Origin of the sequence: Deinococcus betulae, from assembly GCF_020166395.1 — a bacterium.
GTDB classification, from domain to species: domain Bacteria; phylum Deinococcota; class Deinococci; order Deinococcales; family Deinococcaceae; genus Deinococcus; species Deinococcus betulae.
The window spans coordinates 27,669-46,336 of sequence record NZ_JAIQXU010000009.1 but is presented as its reverse complement, the minus strand read 5'-3'; the positions used below and the strand labels follow the sequence as shown (position 1 = coordinate 46,336).

Annotated in this window: 17 protein-coding genes and 1 pseudogene; 12 read left to right on the top strand and 6 right to left on the bottom strand. The window is 65.9% G+C overall.

Features of this window, described 5'->3' with window-relative positions; translation table 11 throughout:
- Window positions 1–43 precede the first annotated feature (43 nt).
- The 3 genes from K7W42_RS08800 to gatC form a co-directional block, all read right to left on the bottom strand.
- The gene (locus K7W42_RS08800) at window positions 44–757 is read right to left on the bottom strand and encodes a hypothetical protein (protein ID WP_224573984.1); all 714 of its coding nucleotides are present in this window, start codon (window positions 755–757) and stop codon (window positions 44–46) included.
- 63 nt (window positions 758–820) lie between these two features.
- A complete protein-coding gene (gene serS, locus K7W42_RS08795; RefSeq protein WP_224573981.1) occupies window positions 821–2,098 on the bottom strand; it encodes a serine--tRNA ligase in 1,278 nt (425 codons plus the stop codon).
- On the bottom strand, window positions 2,098–2,391 hold the full coding sequence (gatC, locus tag K7W42_RS08790; protein ID WP_157459359.1) for an Asp-tRNA(Asn)/Glu-tRNA(Gln) amidotransferase subunit GatC: 294 nt from the start codon (window positions 2,389–2,391) through the stop codon (window positions 2,098–2,100). The genes serS and gatC overlap by 1 nt, the downstream gene beginning before the upstream one ends.
- A 169-nt stretch (window positions 2,392–2,560) precedes the next feature.
- On the opposite strand from gatC, the gene K7W42_RS08785 reads away from it, so the two are divergent.
- Window positions 2,561–4,039 carry a serine hydrolase gene (locus tag K7W42_RS08785; protein WP_224573978.1) on the top strand — a complete coding sequence of 493 codons (1,479 nt, stop codon included), beginning with the start codon at window positions 2,561–2,563 and terminating at the stop codon, window positions 4,037–4,039.
- A 225-nt stretch (window positions 4,040–4,264) separates the two neighbouring features.
- A complete protein-coding gene (locus K7W42_RS08780; protein WP_224573975.1) occupies window positions 4,265–4,834 on the top strand; it encodes a flagellar hook assembly protein FlgD in 570 nt (189 codons plus the stop codon).
- Window positions 4,835–5,034: 200 nt separating this feature from the next.
- Here K7W42_RS08780 and K7W42_RS08775 read toward each other — a convergent pair whose 3' ends face one another.
- A complete protein-coding gene (locus K7W42_RS08775; RefSeq protein ID WP_224573972.1) occupies window positions 5,035–5,319 on the bottom strand; it encodes a DUF427 domain-containing protein in 285 nt (94 codons plus the stop codon).
- Between the two features lie 106 nt (window positions 5,320–5,425).
- On the opposite strand from K7W42_RS08775, the gene K7W42_RS08770 reads away from it, so the two are divergent.
- The 4 genes from K7W42_RS08770 (at window position 5,426) to K7W42_RS08755 (ending at window position 10,907) form a co-directional block, all read left to right on the top strand.
- Complete coding sequence (locus tag K7W42_RS08770) at window positions 5,426–8,512, top strand: alpha-amylase family glycosyl hydrolase (protein WP_224573969.1); 3,087 nt, start codon at window positions 5,426–5,428, stop codon at window positions 8,510–8,512.
- Window positions 8,513–8,641: 129 nt separating this feature from the next.
- Window positions 8,642–9,280 (top strand): DUF47 domain-containing protein, encoded by a 639-nt coding sequence (locus K7W42_RS08765; protein ID WP_224573967.1) that lies wholly within the window; start codon window positions 8,642–8,644, stop codon window positions 9,278–9,280.
- A 17-nt stretch (window positions 9,281–9,297) separates the two neighbouring features.
- Window positions 9,298–10,296 (top strand): inorganic phosphate transporter, encoded by a 999-nt coding sequence (locus tag K7W42_RS08760; protein ID WP_224573965.1) that lies wholly within the window; start codon window positions 9,298–9,300, stop codon window positions 10,294–10,296.
- Window positions 10,297–10,367: 71 nt separating this feature from the next.
- Entirely contained in the window at window positions 10,368–10,907 is a 540-nt protein-coding gene (locus tag K7W42_RS08755; RefSeq protein WP_224573963.1) for a GNAT family N-acetyltransferase, read from the top strand.
- A gap of 121 nt (window positions 10,908–11,028) precedes the next feature.
- Here the strand turns inward: K7W42_RS08755 and K7W42_RS08750 are convergent, their stop codons facing one another.
- Complete coding sequence (locus tag K7W42_RS08750; protein WP_224573961.1) at window positions 11,029–11,514, bottom strand: DinB family protein; 486 nt, start codon at window positions 11,512–11,514, stop codon at window positions 11,029–11,031.
- A gap of 186 nt (window positions 11,515–11,700) precedes the next feature.
- Window positions 11,701–13,185 carry a proline--tRNA ligase gene (gene proS, locus K7W42_RS08745; protein WP_224573959.1) on the bottom strand — a complete coding sequence of 495 codons (1,485 nt, stop codon included), beginning with the start codon at window positions 13,183–13,185 and terminating at the stop codon, window positions 11,701–11,703.
- 111 nt (window positions 13,186–13,296) lie between these two features.
- On the opposite strand from proS, the gene ybiA reads away from it, so the two are divergent.
- The 6 genes and pseudogenes from ybiA to K7W42_RS08715 all read left to right on the top strand — a co-directional run bounded on the left by ybiA (window position 13,297) and on the right by K7W42_RS08715 (window position 18,656).
- Window positions 13,297–13,773 carry a riboflavin biosynthesis intermediates N-glycosidase gene (gene ybiA / locus K7W42_RS08740; RefSeq protein WP_224573957.1) on the top strand — a complete coding sequence of 159 codons (477 nt, stop codon included), beginning with the start codon at window positions 13,297–13,299 and terminating at the stop codon, window positions 13,771–13,773.
- Between the two features lie 34 nt (window positions 13,774–13,807).
- Window positions 13,808–14,818 (top strand): annotated as a pseudogene (locus tag K7W42_RS08735) (IS630 family transposase); the annotation flags it as partial.
- 105 nt (window positions 14,819–14,923) lie between these two features.
- The gene (locus K7W42_RS08730) at window positions 14,924–15,187 is read left to right on the top strand and encodes a DUF2171 domain-containing protein (protein ID WP_224574136.1); all 264 of its coding nucleotides are present in this window, start codon (window positions 14,924–14,926) and stop codon (window positions 15,185–15,187) included.
- Between the two features lie 197 nt (window positions 15,188–15,384).
- A complete protein-coding gene (locus tag K7W42_RS08725; protein WP_224573954.1) occupies window positions 15,385–16,221 on the top strand; it encodes an alpha/beta fold hydrolase in 837 nt (278 codons plus the stop codon).
- A gap of 111 nt (window positions 16,222–16,332) precedes the next feature.
- A complete protein-coding gene (locus tag K7W42_RS08720) occupies window positions 16,333–18,267 on the top strand; it encodes an alpha-amylase family protein (protein WP_224573952.1) in 1,935 nt (644 codons plus the stop codon).
- 191 nt (window positions 18,268–18,458) lie between these two features.
- Window positions 18,459–18,656 carry a cupin domain-containing protein gene (locus K7W42_RS08715; protein WP_224573950.1) on the top strand — a complete coding sequence of 66 codons (198 nt, stop codon included), beginning with the start codon at window positions 18,459–18,461 and terminating at the stop codon, window positions 18,654–18,656.
- Window positions 18,657–18,668: the final 12 nt, after the last annotated feature.

Genomic DNA, 18,668 nt, shown 5'->3' with positions numbered 1-18,668 from the left:
ACTTTTTTAAAAGTTTTTTGAATTAAACAGAATGCCCATCGGCTCAGGGCTTGGGAAGACTGTCACTCAGAAAGGTCCAGGTGACACCGCTGCCCAGGGTATCGCCCTGCACCGTGACCGTACTGCGGTAAATCGTCTGCCCGAACGCCTGCACCTGTCCGGTGGAGCGCGACTGCACGGCCAGTGCATTCCAGCCGGTCTTCAGCGCCAGGTTCACACTGCGCGCTTCTTCCAGCAGGACAGTGGGCTCTGAGGTGCGGCTGCGGCACACCCGCTGCCCACTGACGGTAACGTCGTGGGGCACGTACAGCAGGTTCACAGCGGCCTCACCCCGCCGGGCACGCAATTGGGGCGGCAGAATCGCTGGACTGTTGGCGGCGCCGAGGGCCGGTGCGCCCACAGGCAGGGAGGTCAGCACAAACGCCTCGGTGCCCGGGCAGCTGAGTGTCACCGTGTTCAGCGAGCAATCGGCGCCTTCCCACAGACCCAGGGCGGTCAGCAGGGAGGCCCGTGGCAAGCCGGCGGGCGGCTGAGCAGCACTGACGGTAAAAGCACCGTTTGCCGCCACCTCCCCTATCGCCGCGCCGCCCGCCACCCAGCGCAGGGTCGCAGCCTGGCCCGGCCACCGCTCGGCGCGGCCCGAGAGGCTCAGGGTCTGACCGAGTGCGCTGCTGGACAATGGCGGCAGGGGATTAGGGGTCAGCGGCGGGGCGCAGGCGGTCAGGGCCAGCACAGGGGCCAGAACAAAACGCTTCACGCCCCTAGCGTCAAGGGCAGGCGCCGCCGCTGTGGCCGCACCTGCCCCGCTGGCCGCCCTGACTTACCGCACCGGCTGGCCCAGGGTCGCCTTGCCGCCCAGATAAGGACGCAGGGCGGCGGGCACCCGAATGGTCCCATCGGCCTGCTGGTGGTTTTCGAGCAGCGGCACCAGAATGCGTGGCGCGGCGATGCCGGTGTTGTTGAGGGTGTGCGCGTACACCAGCTTGCCGGCCTCGTCGCGGTAACGCAGCCCCGTGCGCCGCGCTTGCCAGTCGCCCAGGTACGAGCAGGAGTGCGTTTCGCGGTACAGCCCCTCGCTGGGCACCCAGGTTTCGATGTCGTACATCAGCACCTTGCCCGCGCCCATGTCGCCCGTGCAGTTCTGCACCACACGGTAGGGCAGCTCCAGCGCCGTGAGCAGCGCCTCGGCGTTGCCCAGAATGGTCTGGAACCAGCGCAGGCCCACTTCCTCGCTGGCCTCACACAGCACGTATTGCTCGACTTTACGGAACTCGTGTACGCGAATCAGGCCGCGCACGTCACGCCCCGCCGACCCGGCCTCGCTGCGAAACGCCGCGCTGATGGCCGCGTAAGTCATAGGCAGCTGGTCAAGGGTCAGCTGCTCGCCGGCATACAGGCTGTTGACGGGCACTTCGGCGGTGCCGGCCAGCATCAGCTCGTCGCCCTCAATCTTGTAGACCTGATCCTCACCGCCTGGAAAGTGCCCGCTGCCCACAAAAGCGTCTGGGCGGGCCAGTGCAGTAGTCGACAGCGGCGTAAAGCCGCGCCCCGCCAGGAAGTCCATGGCGAACATCAGCACGGCCATTTCCAGCATGACCGCGTCACCTTTCAGCAGGTAGCTGCGGCTGCCCGACACGCGGGCCACGCGCTCAGGGTCGCTCCAGCCCTGGCGGGTCAGCAGGTCCACGTGGTCCAGCGGCGCAAAGTCGAAGGTGGGCAAGGTGCCCTCACGGCGCAGTTCCACGTTCTCGCTGTCATCCTTGCCCACCGGTACGCTGGGGTGCGGAATGTTGGGCACGCGCAGCAGCAGCTGTTTGAGGTTGTCCTCATGGGCGCGCAGGGCGGGTTCCAGGCCCCTGAGTTCCTCGGCCAGTTCCTTGCCCTTCTGAATCAGGGCGGGGCGCTCATCGGAGGTGGCTTTGGGCACCAGCTTGGCGTTGGCGTTGCGCTCGGCCTGCATGGCCTCTATGCGCTGCTTGAGTTCCACGAGTTCGCGGTCCAGCCGCAGCACCTCGTCAATGTCCAGGGCCACGCCCTTGACCTGAACAGCATGCTTGACGGCGCCGGCATTCTCCCGAATAAATTTGAGGTCGAGCATCAGCCGGCCTCGACTGTACGGGGCACGCGGATATGTCCGTCGGGCAGGCTGTCGGGCGCCAGAGCCGTCACGACCGATTGCGGCAAAACCTCGCCGGGCACGTCGTCCCGCAGCACATTCACCAGGTTGACGGGGCGCTGCATTTCTTCAACCCCACTCGTGTCCAGTTCACCCAGTTGCTCGAAGTAGCCCAGCATGCGGTTCAGGTCACTGTGCATCGCCGCGCGTTCTTCTGGGGTCAGGTGCAGCCGGGCCAGCTGCGCGAGGTGGTCGAGTTGGGCCGCGTCAATCATGCCGAGCAGTATAGAGAGCATTCAAGGGCCGGGCGGCAGCCCCCGGAAGGCCCGCAGGGCAGCCAGCAAAGCCTCTGCCGGGTGACCAGCCCAGGAACGCCCTGGCCCGCAGTCGGGCCACGCCTGACCTCTTTGGAACCTCTGGCACCATTCGCGCGTAAATCAGAGCATGCGACCTCTTTCCGTCCTCGCCGCTGCCCTGACCCTTACGGCCACTGCCCAGGCCCAGACCCCCGCTGCTGTCGCTCAGGCGGTCACGCGCCTGCTCAGCGGCCAGGCCCAGGAGGCCGACTTTGCGCCGTCCTTTCTGGCGCAGGTGCCGTTTCAGGCGCTGACTCTGAACCTGGACGCCCTGCGCACCCAGTACGGCGCGTTTGTGAGGGTTGAGGAACAGGGCGGGACGCTGCGGGCGGTGTTTGAACGCGGCGCGCTCCTTCTTCCCTCGGTGTCACTGGATGACCAGGGCCGATTTGTCACGCTGCTGTTTGCCCCGGTGCCGCCCAGCACTGCCGAGGCCGCCGGGCGCGAGGCGGCGCTGCGCGCCCTCTTTGAGGTGCCGCTGAGAACCGACCTCCTGACCCCGGAGTTTCTGGCGGCTGTGCCCGCCGCAGAGCTGAGCGCGCTGCTGGACAGCATCCGGGCAGAGTCCGGCACGCTGCAAACGGTCACCATCGAAGGCCAGGGGGCCCTCCTGACCTTCTCGGACGGCACGGTGCGGGTCACGAGCCTGACGCTCGACCCTCAGGGCCGCATTGCCGGGCTGCTGCTGGCCCCGCCGCGCGAGGCCGTCAGCTTCGCCTCGCTGGAGGAGGCCCGCGCCGCCTTCGCCGCCCTGCCCGGCCAGGTCAGCCTGCTGGTGCAGGAGGTGGGCGGCTCTGGGCTGGCCAAACCCGTGCTGGCTGAACTCAATGCAGGGCGCCCGCTGGCGGTGGCCTCGGCGTTCAAGCTGGCGGTGCTGGGTGAGCTGCAGGCCCAGGTGCAGGCGGGCACGCGGGCCTGGACCGACGAGATCACGCTGCAGGATGCCGACCGGGTGCCGTCGAGTGCGGCGCTGGAGGGCGCCCCTGCTGGCAGCCGCTTCACGCTGCGCGACCTGGCCGCGCGCATGATGGCGGTCAGCGACAACACCGCCACCGACCTGCTGCTGCGCGCCGTGGGCCGGGCGGGCGTGGAAGCGCGGCTGGGCCAGGCCGCCCTGCCCAGCACCCGCGAGGCCTTTGCCCTGAAAAACCCGGCCAATGCAGACTTGCTGCGCGCCTACCGCGCCGCCACCCTCAACCCGACGGCCCGGCGCGCGGTGCTGGCCCAAGCGGCCACGGCGTCGCTGGCTGGCCTGGAGGGCTGGGGCAACCGCCCCCTGGCCCTGGACGTGGAATGGTTCGTCAGTGCCCGGCGGCTGTGCACCCTGATGGCCGGTGTCTCGGCCCTCCCCGAAACGCAGCTGAATCCGGGGGTGGCCAGCGCCGCCGACTTTCGGGCGGTCAGCTACAAGGGTGGCAGCGAGCCCGGCGTCCTGAACCTGACCACGCAGGTCACCACCCAGGCGGGCCGGACCCTGTGTGTCACCGCCACCTGGAACGCCCCACAGGCCCTGAATGAGGAGCGCTTTACCGACCTCTACGGAGCACTGCTGAACATGCTGCGGTAATCCACTCAGCACAGAACCTCACCTCTGGGGGCAGATCACACCCCCTCAATGCCGCCTCCGCCGCGGACTCTTGCGGTCACTCGTCCTGTTCGCCCCAGAGCGGCTGAGGTTCTGCCGTTCACCGCGCTGGGCTCCGCTGTCCGTGACCTGCTCTGTGGGCAAACCCTCACGCTTTCTTCAGCGGGCCTCACGCAGCGTCAGGCAGCCCGCCTCAGAGTGAAGGGCATGACCCCGCGTCTTCTTCTGACCGCTGCCCTGCTGGGGACGTCCCTGGCCCACGCCCAGACCACCATCTTCACCATTCCGGCGTTGCCGCCAGGCCGCACGGCGCCGGCCACGCCTGCCACGCCGGCCCCCACCACCCCGGCAGCCCCCAGCACCGGCGCCAACACCCTGCCCACCACGGGCGAGGTGCTGGAGATCCCGCACAGCGCGGCCCTGAGCGGTGCAGGCAGCCTGAAAGTCGGACAGGCCGACACCTGGACCTTTACCCTGAGTAACCAGGGCGAGGAACCCATCCGCCTGGAACACGGCGCCTGCGACGTGCGCTTTGAGGTGCTGAACGCCGCTGGCCAGGTGGTGCGCCCCAATCCCACCGACACCATCTGCACCCTGCAAATCGTGCTGACCGAGGTGGGACCAGGCGAAACGATGGACGTGCAGGCCATCCGCTGGGACGGGCGCGACGCCCAGGGCCGCGCGCTGCCAGCAGGCGAGTACATCATCCGCGCGGTCTTCAGCGGCGCGGGCGTGCGCATTGTCGCCGAGGACTTTCCGGTCACGCTAGAAAACTGAAGTCGGGTCAGTAGACGGGCGGAGAGGCAACCTCTCCGCCCAGCCTTTCGCCCCTACAGCGGCTAGCGGCCATTTTCCTGCCTTGCCTGCCTCAGAGCGGTCAGAGGACGCCGAGCATGACACCCGACTCTGCACTCAGGAAGGCACCGAACGGACTGCGCCGGCAGTGGCCCTCCTTTCGACCAGCGCCACCTCGTTCTTCAATCCTCAGACACCTGCACGCCCTTCCAGAAAGCCACGCGGCCCTGAATCTGGCGGGCGGCGTCTTTGGGTTCAGGGTAGAACCACGCCGCGTCCCTGTTGTCCTGACCGTCTACAGACAGGGTGTGATAACTCGCCTCGCCCTTCCAGGGGCAGGTGGTGTGGGTGGTGCTGGGCCGCAGATATTCGGCCTTCACACTGTCAGCCGGGAAGTAATGGTTGCCTTCCACGACCACCGTATCGTTCGACTGGGCAATGACGGCGCCGTTCCAGGTGGCTTTCATAGGCCCCAGGGTAAGCCGTGCCCAGTTGGATAACCGTCAGCCTTCCCCCCGACCTGCCGGCTCCCATTGACATTCGGAAGCGCTTCCCCATTCAATAAAGCTCTACATGAAACGCTTCCAGACCTTCGGGCATGCCGGTGCCCTGATTGCCCTGACCCTGTCGCTGTCGGCCTGCCACCCCTTTCGCTCGCCGGAAGCGGCGCCCCGCAGCTGGCAAGACGAGGTGATCTACTTCGCCATGACCGACCGCTTTGCCAGCGGCAGCGCGGCCAACGACAACGGCGCCAACCGGGACGCAGGTGACCGGGCCGATAAAACCAACCCTCTGGGCTGGCACGGCGGCGACTTTGCCGGCCTGAAGGCCAAGATTGAAGAGGGGTACTTTAAGCGCATGGGCTTTACGGCCATCTGGGTGACCCCGGTGGTGGTGCAGGTGCCGGCCATTCCCGTGGGCAGCGGCCCCAACCAGGGCAAGGCGTTTGCCGGCTACCACGGCTACTGGGCCGAGGACTTTAAAAAGATTGACCCCCACTACGGCACCCTGGCCGAGTACCAGGCCCTGATTGACGCGGCGCACAAAAATGGCCTGAAAGTCATTCAGGACATCGTGGTCAACCACGCTGGCTACGGCGCAGCCCTGACCAAGACCAACCCCGAGTGGTTCCATACCGACAACCCAGACGGCAACCCGAACACCGACGACGGCGACTGCCAGCAGTCAAGCAACAAAACCACCGACTGTCCTCTGGCCGGCCTGCCAGACTTCAAGCAGGAATTGCCCGCCGTGACCGCGTACCTGAATGACTTTGTGCGCTACTGGCGGGACACCACCCAGATTGACGGCTTACGCATTGACACCATGAAGCATGTGCCCGATAGCTACTGGCAGCAGTTTTTCGCAGCGGGCGGTGCGGGTGACCCGGCCAGACTCTGGTCGGTGGGCGAGGTGTTTGACGGCAACCCGGCGTACCTGGCGGGCTTTATGGACAAGCTGGGGTCGCCCAGCGTGTTTGACTTCGCGCTGTACTTCGCCATGAAAGACCACCTGACGAGTGCCGGCGGCAATCTGGACCGCGTGGCCGACGTGTTCGCGCAGGACGGCGCCTACCGCGACCCCACCCGCCTGACCACCTTCGTGGACAACCACGACGTGCGCCGCTTTGTCAGCGAGGTCGCCGAACGGGGCGGCAGTGCGGCGCAGGCGGCTGAGCGGCTGGACATGGCGCTGTCCACCATTTATTTCTCGCGCGGGACGCCCAGCGTCTGGCAGGGCACCGAGTACGCCCAGACCGGCAAGGGCGACCCCTACGATTACCCCCTGGGCCAGGGCAACCGCGAGGACATGGACTTCAGCCGACTGGCGGGCAGCACCCTGGATGAGCGCCTGGGCACCCTGGCTGCCGCACGCGCCCAGTACCGCGCCCTGACGCGCGGGGCCCAGCAGGAACTCTGGCGTCCTAATGGCGGGGCTCCCATGCTGGCCTACCGCCGGGTGGTCACGGGCGTGAACGGCGCCGCCGGGCAGCCGGTGGTGTTTGTGGTCAACGGCGGCGACACGGCCCTGGACCTGTCCACCCTCAGCGGCGGCGGGATTCCGCTGCTGGGCACTTTCTCGGGCACGGCGCTGACCGAGGTCACCGGCAAGGCGAACACCCTGACCGTCAGCAGCGGCAAACTGGTGGGCACCGTGCCGCCGCGCAGTGTGCTGGCCGTCACGGCCCCCGCCGGCGCGGGAGCGGCGGGCACCGTCAACCCCAGCTTGCCCGAGGTGGCGGCCCTGAGCGTCCAGGCGGGCGACAGCGCTGCCCAGCTGTCATGGACCCCCAGCAGCGACGCGAAGGTCAGCGGCTACCGCCTCTATGTCCGGCAGGGCGGCGCCGAGCGCCTGGTGAATTTTGCGCCGCTGGGCCGTGACCAGGGGACTTATCTGCTGAGGGGCCTGAGCAACGACGTGGCCGCCACCTTCCGCGTGGTGACGGTGGACGCCAGTGGCGCCGAAAGTAAGGGCAGCAGCGTGACAGGCACGCCCAGCAGCGGCAACACCGTCAAGGTCACCTTCACCGTGGACGCCCGCAGCCAGGGCAACGGCCCTATTGAGCTGCGCCGCTTCGACACAGGCCAGCAGGTCGAATTGCCCATGACCCAGACCTCGCGCGGTCTCTGGAAGACCGAGGTCACGCTGCCCCTCTTCCGCGAGATCAAGTTCAAGTTTGGCAACGACGGCCCTGGAGCCAAAAACAGCGGCTACGAAGGCCCCGGCCAGGGCGACCGCGCGTATGTGGTGGGCGTCAGCGGCGCCTACACCGGCACCTACGACTTCATTGACAAGCCTGTCCCGACGGCGACCATTGAGGGCCAGGTGACCGGCGCAGGGCAACCCCTGAGCGGCGCCCTGGTCGAGGCCACCACGGCTGACCCGAACCTCAACTACGCCCTGACGTTTGCCGACGGCACCTACACGCTGTTCGCCCCAGCCGGCGCCCAGACCCTGAAGGCCAGCGCCGGCGGCTATCTGGACGCCACCCGCGCGGCCACGGCCCCGCAAACCGGCGCCGACCTGACCCTGAGCCGCGACACCCGCACCAAGTACAGCATTGACGGCAACTTGGCCGATTGGACGGCGCCCAAAGTGACCGTGCAGAGCCCGGCGGAGGGGGTCTTCGGGGCCAACAACAACTGGCTGAGTCTGCGCGCCGACAGCGACAGCCAGTACCTTTACCTCGCCTACACCTACCGCGTGGCAGGTAACAGCGCCATTCTGTATCTGGACACAGGCGCAGGCGGCGCGGCCCAGGCCGACAATTTTGACGCCTGGAAGCGTGCCGCCACCTTCAGCGGCGGCGTGAATGGCGTGGACGCCTTTGTGGCCCGATACGAGAACCAGACCGCACAACTGCGGCGCGTGCAGAGCGCCTCGGCCACGCCGGAAGTGAACGCCGCTGACTACTTCCAGGCCGCCAGCGGCACCTTGCCCGAGCAAACCGTGGAGTTGGCCATTCCCTGGACGGCCCTGGGCCTGAGTGCGCCGCCCGCAGGCGGCGTGAAGGTCATGGGCGGCATCTTTGGCGGTGACGGCTACGGCGCCGGCGACATCATCCCCGACGCCGGCAGCACACCGGGGGGCGCCAACACCATTGGCAGCGACGGCGAGCAGCGGCGCGCGACCTTCACGGCGCCGATCACGGTGCCCTGACGCCCGCGCTTCCCCATCACTTACACTAGACCCCTAAGCGGGAGGCCCACCCAGACGCCTCCCGCTCCGCTTTGCCCGCCCGAGCTGACATTTCTATGACATTCGGGCACAAGATTCGGGAGGATTGTCATGGTTCTGTCTAAATTCATGCCCAGCAACCCCAAGTTCAGCGAGAAGTTCACGGCGTCGGCGCGCAATGCCCACGCCACAGCCCAGGCCCTGGTGGACCTGCTGGAGAACTACACGGATGTCGAGGCCAAGGTCCAGCGCGTGCGCGACCTGGAACACGAGGGGGACCGCCTGACCAGCGAGATCACCAACCTGCTGGCCGAGTCCTTTATCGTGCCGTTTGACCGCGAGGACATCATCAGCCTGAACAACGAGCTGGACGACCTAGTGGACGACATGGAAGACGCCGCCCGCAAGCTCAGCCTGTACGGCGTGCAGCAGCCGCTGCCCCAGATGGCCGAGCTGGCGCGCGTGGTGGCCGCGCAGTGTGACCTGCTGGCCCAGGGCATGCCGCTGCTGGAGCAGGGCAGCCGGGTGGGCGAACTGACGCGCATCACCAGCGAAATCCGGGCGCTGGAAGACCAGGGCGACACCATCAGTGACCAGGTGCAGCGCCACCTCTACGACAGCGTGAAGGATGTCCCGGACATGATTCGCGCCATGCGCGGCGGCGAGATTGTCAATCTGATTGAAGACGCCAGCGACCAGGCGCAGCGCGTGGCCAAAACCATCGAGAGCATCCTGCTCAAGAACGCGTAAGGACTGACGGCCCAACTATGGAAACGGCTCTGATTGGCCTGATTGTTATCGTGACACTGGCCCTGATTTTTGACTTTATCAACGGCTTTCATGACACCGCCAACGCCATTGCGACCAGCGTGGCCACTAAGGTCCTCACCCCGGCCCAGGCCATCGCCATGGCCGCCGTCTTGAACGTGGTGGGCGCGCTGACGGGCACGGCGGTCGCCAAGACCATCTCCAAGGACATCGTGCCGCAGGAGTTCGCCACGCTGGAACTGGTGGGCGCCACGCTGCTGAGCGCGATTTTCTGGAACCTCTTTACCTGGTGGAAGGGCCTGCCCAGTTCGTCCAGTCACGCCCTGGTCTTTAGCCTCGTGGGCGCCGGGGTGGCGGCGGGTGGCTGGGGCATCATCATTCCCAAGGGCGTGCAGAAAACGCTGACGGGCCTGGTGACCAGCCCGGCACTGGGCTTCCTTATACCGATTCTGCTGATGTTCCTGCTGTCGTGGCTGGTGCTGCGCTGGATGAAGCCGCGCGTGGTGACCCGCACCTTCCGCACCCTGCAAATTTTCAGCGCCGCTTTCATGGCTTTTTCACACGGTGGCAACGACGCGCAGAAAACGATGGGCATCATCACCTTCGCGCTGGCGGCCTACCTGGGCACCGAAATCGAAACAGTGCCGCTGTGGGTCATCCTGTCGGCAGCGGCCGCGATGGGTGCCGGCACCGCTATTGGTGGCTGGCGCATCATCAAGACGATGGGCTTCAAGGTCGTGGACCTCAAGCCGGTGGACGGGTTCGTGGCCGAAACCAGCGCGGCCCTGATTATCGAAACCGCCAGCCGCCTGGGGATTCCAGTCAGCACCACGCACACCATCTCGACCAGCATCATGGGCGTGGGCACCACCAAGGGCTTTAAAAAGGTCAAGTGGCAGGTGGCCGGGCGCATCGTGCAGGCGTGGATTTTTACCATCCCCGTGTGCATCGCGCTGGGCTGGGTGTTTCACAAAATCATCCTGGCGCTGGGCGTGTAACGCCGGAGGCCAACACGGAGACGCCGCACATGCAGCACGCGGCGTCTTTTTTGGTCTCTACACTGCCGGGCGTGCCTGTTCTGACCTTGCGTGACCGTCAGCCCGGTGACCTTCCTGTCCTGTGGCGCTGGCTGCACGGGGAACCGTCACCCGCCTGGCAGCAGTGGGACGCCCCCTATTTTCATGCGGCGCGCCCACCGTCAACCACCACCCTGGAAGACTTCATGGCCCGCGTGCAGGCACAGGAGCCTTCGTCAGACCGGCGCATCATTGCCCTGGACGGCCAGTGCATCGGCCAGGTGACGAGAAACGAAGAAGCCCCCACGGGCGGCGGCTGGTGGGAACTGGGCATCCTGATTTACGATCCACAGCACTGGGGCGGCGGCCTGGGCACGAAGGCCCTGCGGCAGTGGACGGCCGCCACCTTTGCCGAGACAGATGCCCACGTCATCACGCTAACCACCTGGAGTGGTAATGGGCGCATGATCCGCGCCGCCGAGCGGGTAGGCTACCGCGAATGCGCCCGGATTCCGGAAGCGAGGCTGTGGCAAGGCCGCCGCTGGGACAGCGTGAAACTGGCATGCCTGAGACGGATGGCGTCCGATTCCTGAGGTTTCGGGAAAGCACCACATCCTCATCCATCTCCCGCAGCCCGTCTCCTTTGCTTCTCGCTCCGCTCGGGTTGACCGTAACGAGTCAACCGCAATTCATATGAGGGACAGCTAGCCGCCCTCAGGCTTCATCCGTTGACAGGCGTTCGAGCAGCACCAGCTGCCCCAGGTGATAGGCATTGTGGTCCGCCACCAGCAGGAAGGCCCGCAGCCAGGTCTGGTCATCTTTGCCGTTTGGCACGAGGGCCAGCAGGTCGGTGTGCGGGTCATCCAACAACTCCAGAAGCGCGGCCTGGTCCTGCTGGAAGGCTTCTACCTGCTCCTGCCAGTCCTGCGCGCTTCCCTCTTTTTTCTGCGGCCAATAGGCTTGTGGCCAGGGCACCGCCTCGTAAGGTGCTGGCCGTATGAAGTCCAGAATGTCGCGCTCCGTAAAGCGCAGGTGCCACAGCACCTCGAAGGCGGAATACGGCACGCCGGCCCACCGCCGGTTGATGCTGTCCAGCGGAAAGTCAGCCAGCACGGCCTCTGCCGTCAGGTGGGCTTGCCCCTGGGTCAGCAGGGCGCGCACATGGGCCCGCAGGGCGGCGTCGGTAGCGGCAGGCAGCATAGGCCAGTGTAAGCGGGGCCAAGACCAAACCGCCGCCTGATACTCAGGCGGCGGCTCATCTTCGCTCAAGGGCACTGGCGTCTGCCCATTGTCCGTTTGCTCGGATCCTCTGCCCATTCTCCGTTTCGTCGGCTCCCCAGTCAGAGCAATCTGTCTACCAGAGGTTTTCCCACTGCCCAACCGCCCTTAGTACTGACGACCGAAAATCACGCGCTTGCCGTAGGCGCTGGGCCGGCCGCACTTGACGCAGACGCCCTCTCCGGCTTCGTGGAAGAACTCGGCGTCGTCCAGGGGCACATTGCGGGTGGTGGCCTTGGTGTCGTCCTTGATGCTCTTTTCGCACGCCGCGTCGCCGCAGTGGTAGGCGCGCGCCCAGTTGCCGCCCTCAATGGCCTCTTGGAAGGCTTCGTAGGTGTCCACGGTCAGGGTATGGTTCAGCAGGTACTCGGTGGCGCGGCCATACAGCCAGTCGTGAATCTCGTCCAGGCGGGCCGTCATGCCGCTGACCGCCTCAGCGCGGGCCAGGGTTTCTTTTTCCTCGCCGTTGCGGTTTTTCACGACCACAACGCCGCTCTCCAGGTCACGGGGGCCCAGTTCAATCCGCACGGGCACGCCCTTGAGTTCCCAGTCGTTGTACTTGAAGCCGTTGGTCACGCCGTCGCGCTTGTCCACCTTGACGCGCAGCCCCTGGGCGCGCAGTTCGGCGGCCAGCTTTTCGCCTTCCTCGACCATCTGGTCAAAGTTGTCTTTGCGGCCCACAGGAATCACCACGACCTGAATGGGCGCGATGCGGGGCGGCATGATGAGGCCAAAGTCGTCCCCGTGCGTCATGATGATCGCGCCAATAATCCGGCTGGAAATCGCCCAGGAGGTCGTGTGGGCAAATTCTTCTTTCTGCTCGCGCGTCTGGAACTTCACGTCGAAGGCCCTGGAAAAGTTCTGGCCCAGGTAGTGGCTGGTGCCAGACTGCAGCGCCTTGCCGTCCCGCATCATGCCTTCAATGGAGTAGGTCGCCACGGCGCCGGCAAAGCGCTCGCTGGCGGTTTTCTCGCCGCGCACCACGGGCAGCGCCAGAATGTCACGGCAGAACTCGTGGTAGATGTCGAGCATCTGGCGCACTTCGGCGCGGGCCTCGGGCTCGTCGGCGTGGGCGGTGTGGCCCTCGTGCCAGAAAAACTCAGAGGTGCGCAGAAACGCCTTGGTGCGCAGCTCGGCGCGGAACACGCTCCCCCACTGGTAGTGCAAGAAGGGCAGGTCGCGGTAGGAGTTGAGCCAGCCGCTCCACATGTGCCCGATGATGGTTTCGCTGGTGGGACGCATGACGTAGGGCTCGGCCAGTTCCTCGGTGCCGATTTTGTTCACCGTGAACAGCTCGGGGGCAAAGCCTTCAACGTGGTCGGCTTCTTTCATGATGAAGCCCATGGGAATCAGGGTCGGAAACACCAGTGACTCGTGGCCCGTCGCCTTGAAACGGTCATCTAGCCAGCGCACGATGTTTTCCCACAGCGCGCTGCCGTAGGGCCGCACGACCATGGCGCCGGCCACCGGGCTGTTGTCGGCCAGGTCGGCCTTTTTCACGACCTCGTTGTACCAGTCGTTAAAGTCCACGCTCTGGGGGGTGACGCCGTACTGCGCCGCTTTCTTGTCCTGTTTGCCGCCGTCTTTCGTCATCGCCCCGCATGATACCGGGCGCGGGGACAAGCTGAATCGGCCAGATAGAAGAGGCGGGCCAGGCCAGGTGGCGCAGGACACGCACGCAGGCGAAGGACAACACTGTCACGCATGACCGTGCCCACCCACTACTTTTACCGGACGGCGCACCCGTTCTCCAATTTTCACCCAAGCCGTTTTGTCGAGCACGGCGTGACCTATCACTGGGCCGAGCAGTACCTGATGGCGCGCAAGGCCAGCCTGTTTGGCGATGAAGCCACGCTGGCACAGATTCTGGCCGCCTCTACCCCAGCCGAATGCAAAGCGCTGGGCCGCCGGGTCACGCCCTATGACGACGGGCTGTGGGCGCAGGTACGCGCCGAGATTGCCCTGGACATGCTGCGGCTGAAGTTCGGGCAAAACCCGGACCTACGCGACTTTCTTCTAGGCACCGGAGCGGCCGAACTAGTCGAAGCGGCCGCCAATGACCGCATCTGGGGCATAGGCTTTGACGAAGCCCAGGCCGAGGGCGCGCGGCAGGCCTGGGGGCAGAACCTGCTGGGCAGGGCACTGATGGCGGTGCGGGCCGAGCTGACGGGCACCTATTGATCACTGCGTAAATAGGTAGCATCTGTGTGTGACCGTGCCTCCCTGGCGACCCAGCCGCCTCACCCGCAACCAACTGGAAGAACGACGTCTCGCCGCTCAACCTGTACTGAACGACACCCGTCGCACGACCCGCGCCTGGCGCACCAGTTCGGCGTCGCTGAAGTCACGATCCGGGCCTGGCGAGCCCGGCTCAGACGGAACGGCGAGGACGCGCTGCGCGCGTTCCGCGCCACCGGCCGCCCCGAGAAGCTCACGGGCGCACAGCAGGACGAGATCGGTCTGATCCTGGATGGTGATGCCCGATTACACGGCTTCGAGACCAGCGGGTGGACCACGTCAAAAATCCGGCATGTGATCGGTGTGACGTACGGCATCTGGCTTGATGGCGCGCATCTGTCGCGAAAACTGAAACGCTGGGGGTTCTCGTATCAGCGGCCCGCGGTGCGGGCCGTAGAGCGCAATGAAGACGACATTGCCAGCTGGGTGCGCGTCCACCGGGACGCGCTGGGAAAAAAAAGTCCGTGAAGGTGCCACACTCGTGTTCCTGGACGAGAGTGGCTTCAGCCTGAAAACAACGAAGGTCCGCACGTGGGGGCGCTGCGGCCAGACTCCCATCATCCCGACCAAACTGCGCTGGGAGCACCTGTCCGTGATCGGTGCCATGACGACAGGTGGACAATTTCTGCACCACACGCACCGCGGCGCGGTGCGCTCAGCGCAGGTCGTGGAGTTCCTTGCGCATGTCTTGCGCCACGTGGCCGGCGAAGTCGTCGTGGTGCTGGATCGAGCCATGATCCACCGGTCAAAAGCCGTTCAGGCGTTCGTGCAGGAGCACGAACGCCTGTCGTTGGTCTACCTGCCGCCGTATGCGCCGGAACTGAACCCGATTGAATTGATCTGGGCAGATCTCAAGCGGAATGTGGTGGGGAACTTCTGCGCGCTATCGGTGGCAGCGTTGAAAAAGCGCTTGACAGTCGGATGGCAGCGAATCCGGCGCAGAGGGTTGCCACTGGCCTTCATCCGGGGTACGCCCTTCACCGCGTCGTTATCGATTGAAGCAAGAATCAGTAAGCATTCACTCAAGGCCGAGTTGAAGTGCCCTGAATCTTCCTGCCATCAGGCGGCCATCTTGGCGGCACACACTGGCGGCATGACCCAGAATCAAGCCGGTGAAATCAGCGACCGCATTGCCCAGAGCGTCAAAACCCGTCTGGAACAGGGCGGCGACCACCTTCAGGTGAAAGACGTGAACGGTGAGCACGTGGGCACGGTGGACCATCTGGAAGACGGCCGCGTGAAGCTGACCAAAAACGACAGCGCCGATGGCCAGCACCACTATGTCGAGCTGTCGCAGGTCGAGAGTGTGGATGACGTAGCGGTGTACCTGAACGTCGAGCGCAGCGCCCTCGCCTGAGCGCAGACCCCCTCTGTCCACCACTGCGGCTGCCTTGCGGTGGTGGTTTTTGTGGCCTGCCGCCGGTTTTCAGGAGCGGCCAACAGTTCCTCAGGAGGCTTAAAGGGGCGCCTCAGAGAAGCGCGGCTGTAGGCCTCTACGGTATGAAACGCACGCTTTAACCATTTCTCTCGCCCTTCTCTCCCCGGAGGTTCTCCATGCCGACCATTCAGACCAAACACACCCTGGCCCCGCAGACCGAGCTGTATTACGAGACCTACGGCGAGGGCCGCCCCGTGGTGCTGATTCACGGCTGGCCGCTCTCAGGCCGGATGTGGGAAGCGCAGATTGACGCCCTGCGCCACGGCGGTTACCGGGTCGTCACCTATGACCGCCGGGGCTTCGGGCAGTCCGGCAAAACGGCCACCGGCTACGACTACGAGACCTTTGCCCATGACCTCAATGACCTGCTTGAGGGCCTGAATCTGAACGACGTGACCCTGGTGGGCTTCTCGATGGGCGGCGGCGAGGTCAGCCGTTACGCGGGACTGTTCGGCACCCAGCGTCTGCGCAGCGCCATGCTTGTGGCGTCGGTGGCGCCATACCTGCTCAAAACGGCCGACAACCCGGACGGCGGCCTGACCCAGACCGAGGTCGAAACCATGGTCGAGCAGGTGGCCAAGAACCGCCCGCAGTTCCTGGCGGGCTTTACTCAGAAATTCCTGAACTGGCGCGAACACAAGGGCAAGCTGGGCGACGAGTTTCTGGATTTTGCGGCCAGCCTGTACCTCCAGGCCTCGCCAGTGGCCACCCAGGAGTGCGTGCGCGCCTTTGGCATGACTGACTTCCGGGCCGACCTGGCCAAACTAACGGTGCCCACGCTGGTCGTGCACGGGGACAAAGACCAGATCGTGCCGCTGGAAGCGAGCGGGCAGCGCGTGCCGCAGTATCAGCCTGGGGCCGAACTGCATGTCATGAAGGGCGCGCCACACGGCCTGAACGCCACCCACGCCGAGGACTTCAACAAGATTCTGCTGGATTTCGTGGCCCGCTGACCGCCACGCCCCGCCGGGCCGCCAGCCCCAATGACCGGGGCTGGCGGCCCCTTGTCATGGGGCGCCCCTGAAATATGGAAACAGTTCCAAATTCAGTCTATGCTGGGCGATATGGCTCAAGTTGACCCCCTCCTGCCGCTGGATGCTGGGGCTGTGCGGCACGCCTTTGACGATGACCGCGAGGCCGACACCTTCGCCCTGCGCCTGAAGCGCTACGGCCCCGAACTGCAAGAGAGCCTGCGGGCGGTGTACGGCGACCAGATAGGGGCCCTGCTGCCGGAGCTGTTAGAAGTTATGCTGCATGCCTTTCACACCCGCCCCGCGGACCTCAAGCGGCTGGATGAGGCCCGGCTGCTGCGCCCGGACTGGTTACAGCAGCCGGACATGGTGGGCTACGTGGCCTACGCTGACCGCTTTGCCGGCACCCTCCGGGGCGTGCAGGACCATGTGCCGTATCTGGAGGGGCTGGGCATCAAATATCTGCACCTGATGCCGCTGCTCCGGCCCAGGGACGGCGAGAACGACGGCGGCTACGCGGTGGCCGATTACCGCGCGGTGCGCCCTGACCTGGGCAGCATGGATGACCTCTCGGCGCTGGCGGCCGACCTGCGGGGGCGGGGCATCAGCCTGGTACTGGACCTCGTGTTGAACCATGTGGCGCAGGAACACGACTGGGCGCAGCAGGCGCGTGCCGGAGACCCCATCTACCGCGACTACTTTCATCTCTTCCCTGACCGCAGTGGGCCAGACCAGTACGAACGCACCCTGCCTGAAATCTTTCCTGATTTTGCGCCGGGCAACTTCACCTGGAATGACGAGGTGGAGGGCTGGGTCTGGACCACCTTCAACACCTATCAGTGGGACCTGAACTGGAGTAATCCGGCGGTGCTGCGCGAGTTCGTCGAGATTATCCTGTACCTGGCCAACCGGGGCGTGGAAGTGTTCCGGCTGGACGCCATCGCGTTCCTGTGGAAACGGCCCGGCACCGACTGCCAGAACCAGCCCGAGGTCCATCACCTGACCCGCGCGTTGCGGGCCTGCGCGCGGATTGTGGCCCCGGCGGTGGCCTTCAAGGCCGAGGCGATTGTGGCCCCTGCCGAGCTGATTCATTACCTGGGCACGCGGGACCACCACGGGCGGGTCAGCGACATGGCGTACCACAACAGCCTGATGGTACAGCTCTGGAGCAGCCTCGCCAGCCGGAACGTGCGCCTGTTTGAAGAGGCCCTGCGCGCCTTTCCGCCCAAACCGACCAACACCACCTGGGGCATGTACGTGCGCTGCCACGACGACATCGGCTGGGCGGTCAGCGACGAGGACGCGGCCCGTGTGGGCCTGAGCGGGCCAGGTCACCGCCACTTTCTCAGTGACTTTTACAGCGGCGAGTTTCCGGGCAGTTTTGCGCGCGGGCTGGTGTTTCAGCACAACCCGCAGACCGGCGACCGGCGCATCAGCGGGTCGTGCGCCAGCCTGGCTGGCCTGGAAGCGGCGCTGGACGCGGGCGATCCCCGGCAGACAGACCTGGCCGTGCGGCGCATCCTGCTGCTGCACGCCGTCACGCTGGGCTTTGGCGGGGTGCCGCTGCTGTATATGGGCGACGAACTGGCGCTGCTGAATGACCCCGACTACGGCGACACCCCCGAACACGCCCTGGATAACCGCTGGGTCCACCGCCCCCGCATGGACTGGGTGCGCGCGCAGGAAGTAATGGCCGACCCCAGCACCCCGCACGGGCGCGTGAATGCGGGCCTGCGCCACCTGATTGCGGCGCGCCGTGGGCTGGCCCACCTCCACGCCAGCGTCGAGAGCCGCCCCGTGGACAGCCCCGACCCCTGCGTGCTGCTGCTGCGCCGCGACCATCCGCAGGGCGTGCTGCTGGGCGTGTACAACTTCAGCGAACACACCATCAACTTTCCGGCCTGGGCACTGCGCGATCAGCTGGGGCCGCAGGCGCTGGACCACCTGGCGGGCAGCGCCTTTACCTTCGGGCACGCGCCAGTGGTGCTGGACCCCTACCGTGCCCTGTGGCTGACCGCTGCGCCGTGAACACCGGGCGCGGCCCTGATGGGTACTCCAGCGCAGCTTGACACCTGGCGGGCTGACCACGGCTGGACCACTGCCTGGCGTGGCGGAAGCTACGAGTGTCATCACGACCATTCCATCGCCCCTGAAGTGCTGGCGGTGATGCGCGGGCAGGCAACGGTCACGCTGGGCGGCGTGGGCGGCCCGCAGGCGACGTGCTGGTCGTGCCCGCAGGCACGGAACACGGCAACGCCGGAAGCAGTCCCGACTGTCTCGTAGTGGGCGCCTCTGCCAGGGCCCGTGACTGGGCCCTGTGCCGCCCCGAAGACACGAACCCGGCAGAGGCTGTGCGCCGCATCGCCCGTGTGCCCGCCCCTGAACGCGACCCCGTGACCGGCAATCCCTGGGCGTAACCAAACGGTCAA

Excerpts from the sequence above, each read along its gene's own strand:
- K7W42_RS08730 (WP_224574136.1), top strand. The coding sequence starts at position 14,924 with ATGACCCAGAATCAAGCCGGTGAAATCAGCGACCGCATTGCCCAGAGC.
- K7W42_RS08780 (WP_224573975.1), top strand. The coding sequence starts at position 4,265 with ATGACCCCGCGTCTTCTTCTGACCGCTGCCCTGCTGGGGACGTCCCTG.
- ybiA (WP_224573957.1), top strand. The coding sequence starts at position 13,297 with ATGACCGTGCCCACCCACTACTTTTACCGGACGGCGCACCCGTTCTCC.
- K7W42_RS08720 (WP_224573952.1), top strand. The coding sequence starts at position 16,333 with ATGGCTCAAGTTGACCCCCTCCTGCCGCTGGATGCTGGGGCTGTGCGG.
- K7W42_RS08785 (WP_224573978.1), top strand. The coding sequence starts at position 2,561 with ATGCGACCTCTTTCCGTCCTCGCCGCTGCCCTGACCCTTACGGCCACT.
- K7W42_RS08750 (WP_224573961.1), bottom strand. The coding sequence starts at position 11,514 with ATGCTGCCTGCCGCTACCGACGCCGCCCTGCGGGCCCATGTGCGCGCC.
- K7W42_RS08765 (WP_224573967.1), top strand. The coding sequence starts at position 8,642 with ATGGTTCTGTCTAAATTCATGCCCAGCAACCCCAAGTTCAGCGAGAAG.
- gatC (WP_157459359.1), bottom strand. The coding sequence starts at position 2,391 with ATGATTGACGCGGCCCAACTCGACCACCTCGCGCAGCTGGCCCGGCTG.
- K7W42_RS08760 (WP_224573965.1), top strand. The coding sequence starts at position 9,298 with ATGGAAACGGCTCTGATTGGCCTGATTGTTATCGTGACACTGGCCCTG.
- K7W42_RS08775 (WP_224573972.1), bottom strand. The coding sequence starts at position 5,319 with ATGAAAGCCACCTGGAACGGCGCCGTCATTGCCCAGTCGAACGATACG.
- K7W42_RS08725 (WP_224573954.1), top strand. The coding sequence starts at position 15,385 with ATGCCGACCATTCAGACCAAACACACCCTGGCCCCGCAGACCGAGCTG.
- proS (WP_224573959.1), bottom strand. The coding sequence starts at position 13,185 with ATGACGAAAGACGGCGGCAAACAGGACAAGAAAGCGGCGCAGTACGGC.
- K7W42_RS08770 (WP_224573969.1), top strand. The coding sequence starts at position 5,426 with ATGAAACGCTTCCAGACCTTCGGGCATGCCGGTGCCCTGATTGCCCTG.
- serS (WP_224573981.1), bottom strand. The coding sequence starts at position 2,098 with ATGCTCGACCTCAAATTTATTCGGGAGAATGCCGGCGCCGTCAAGCAT.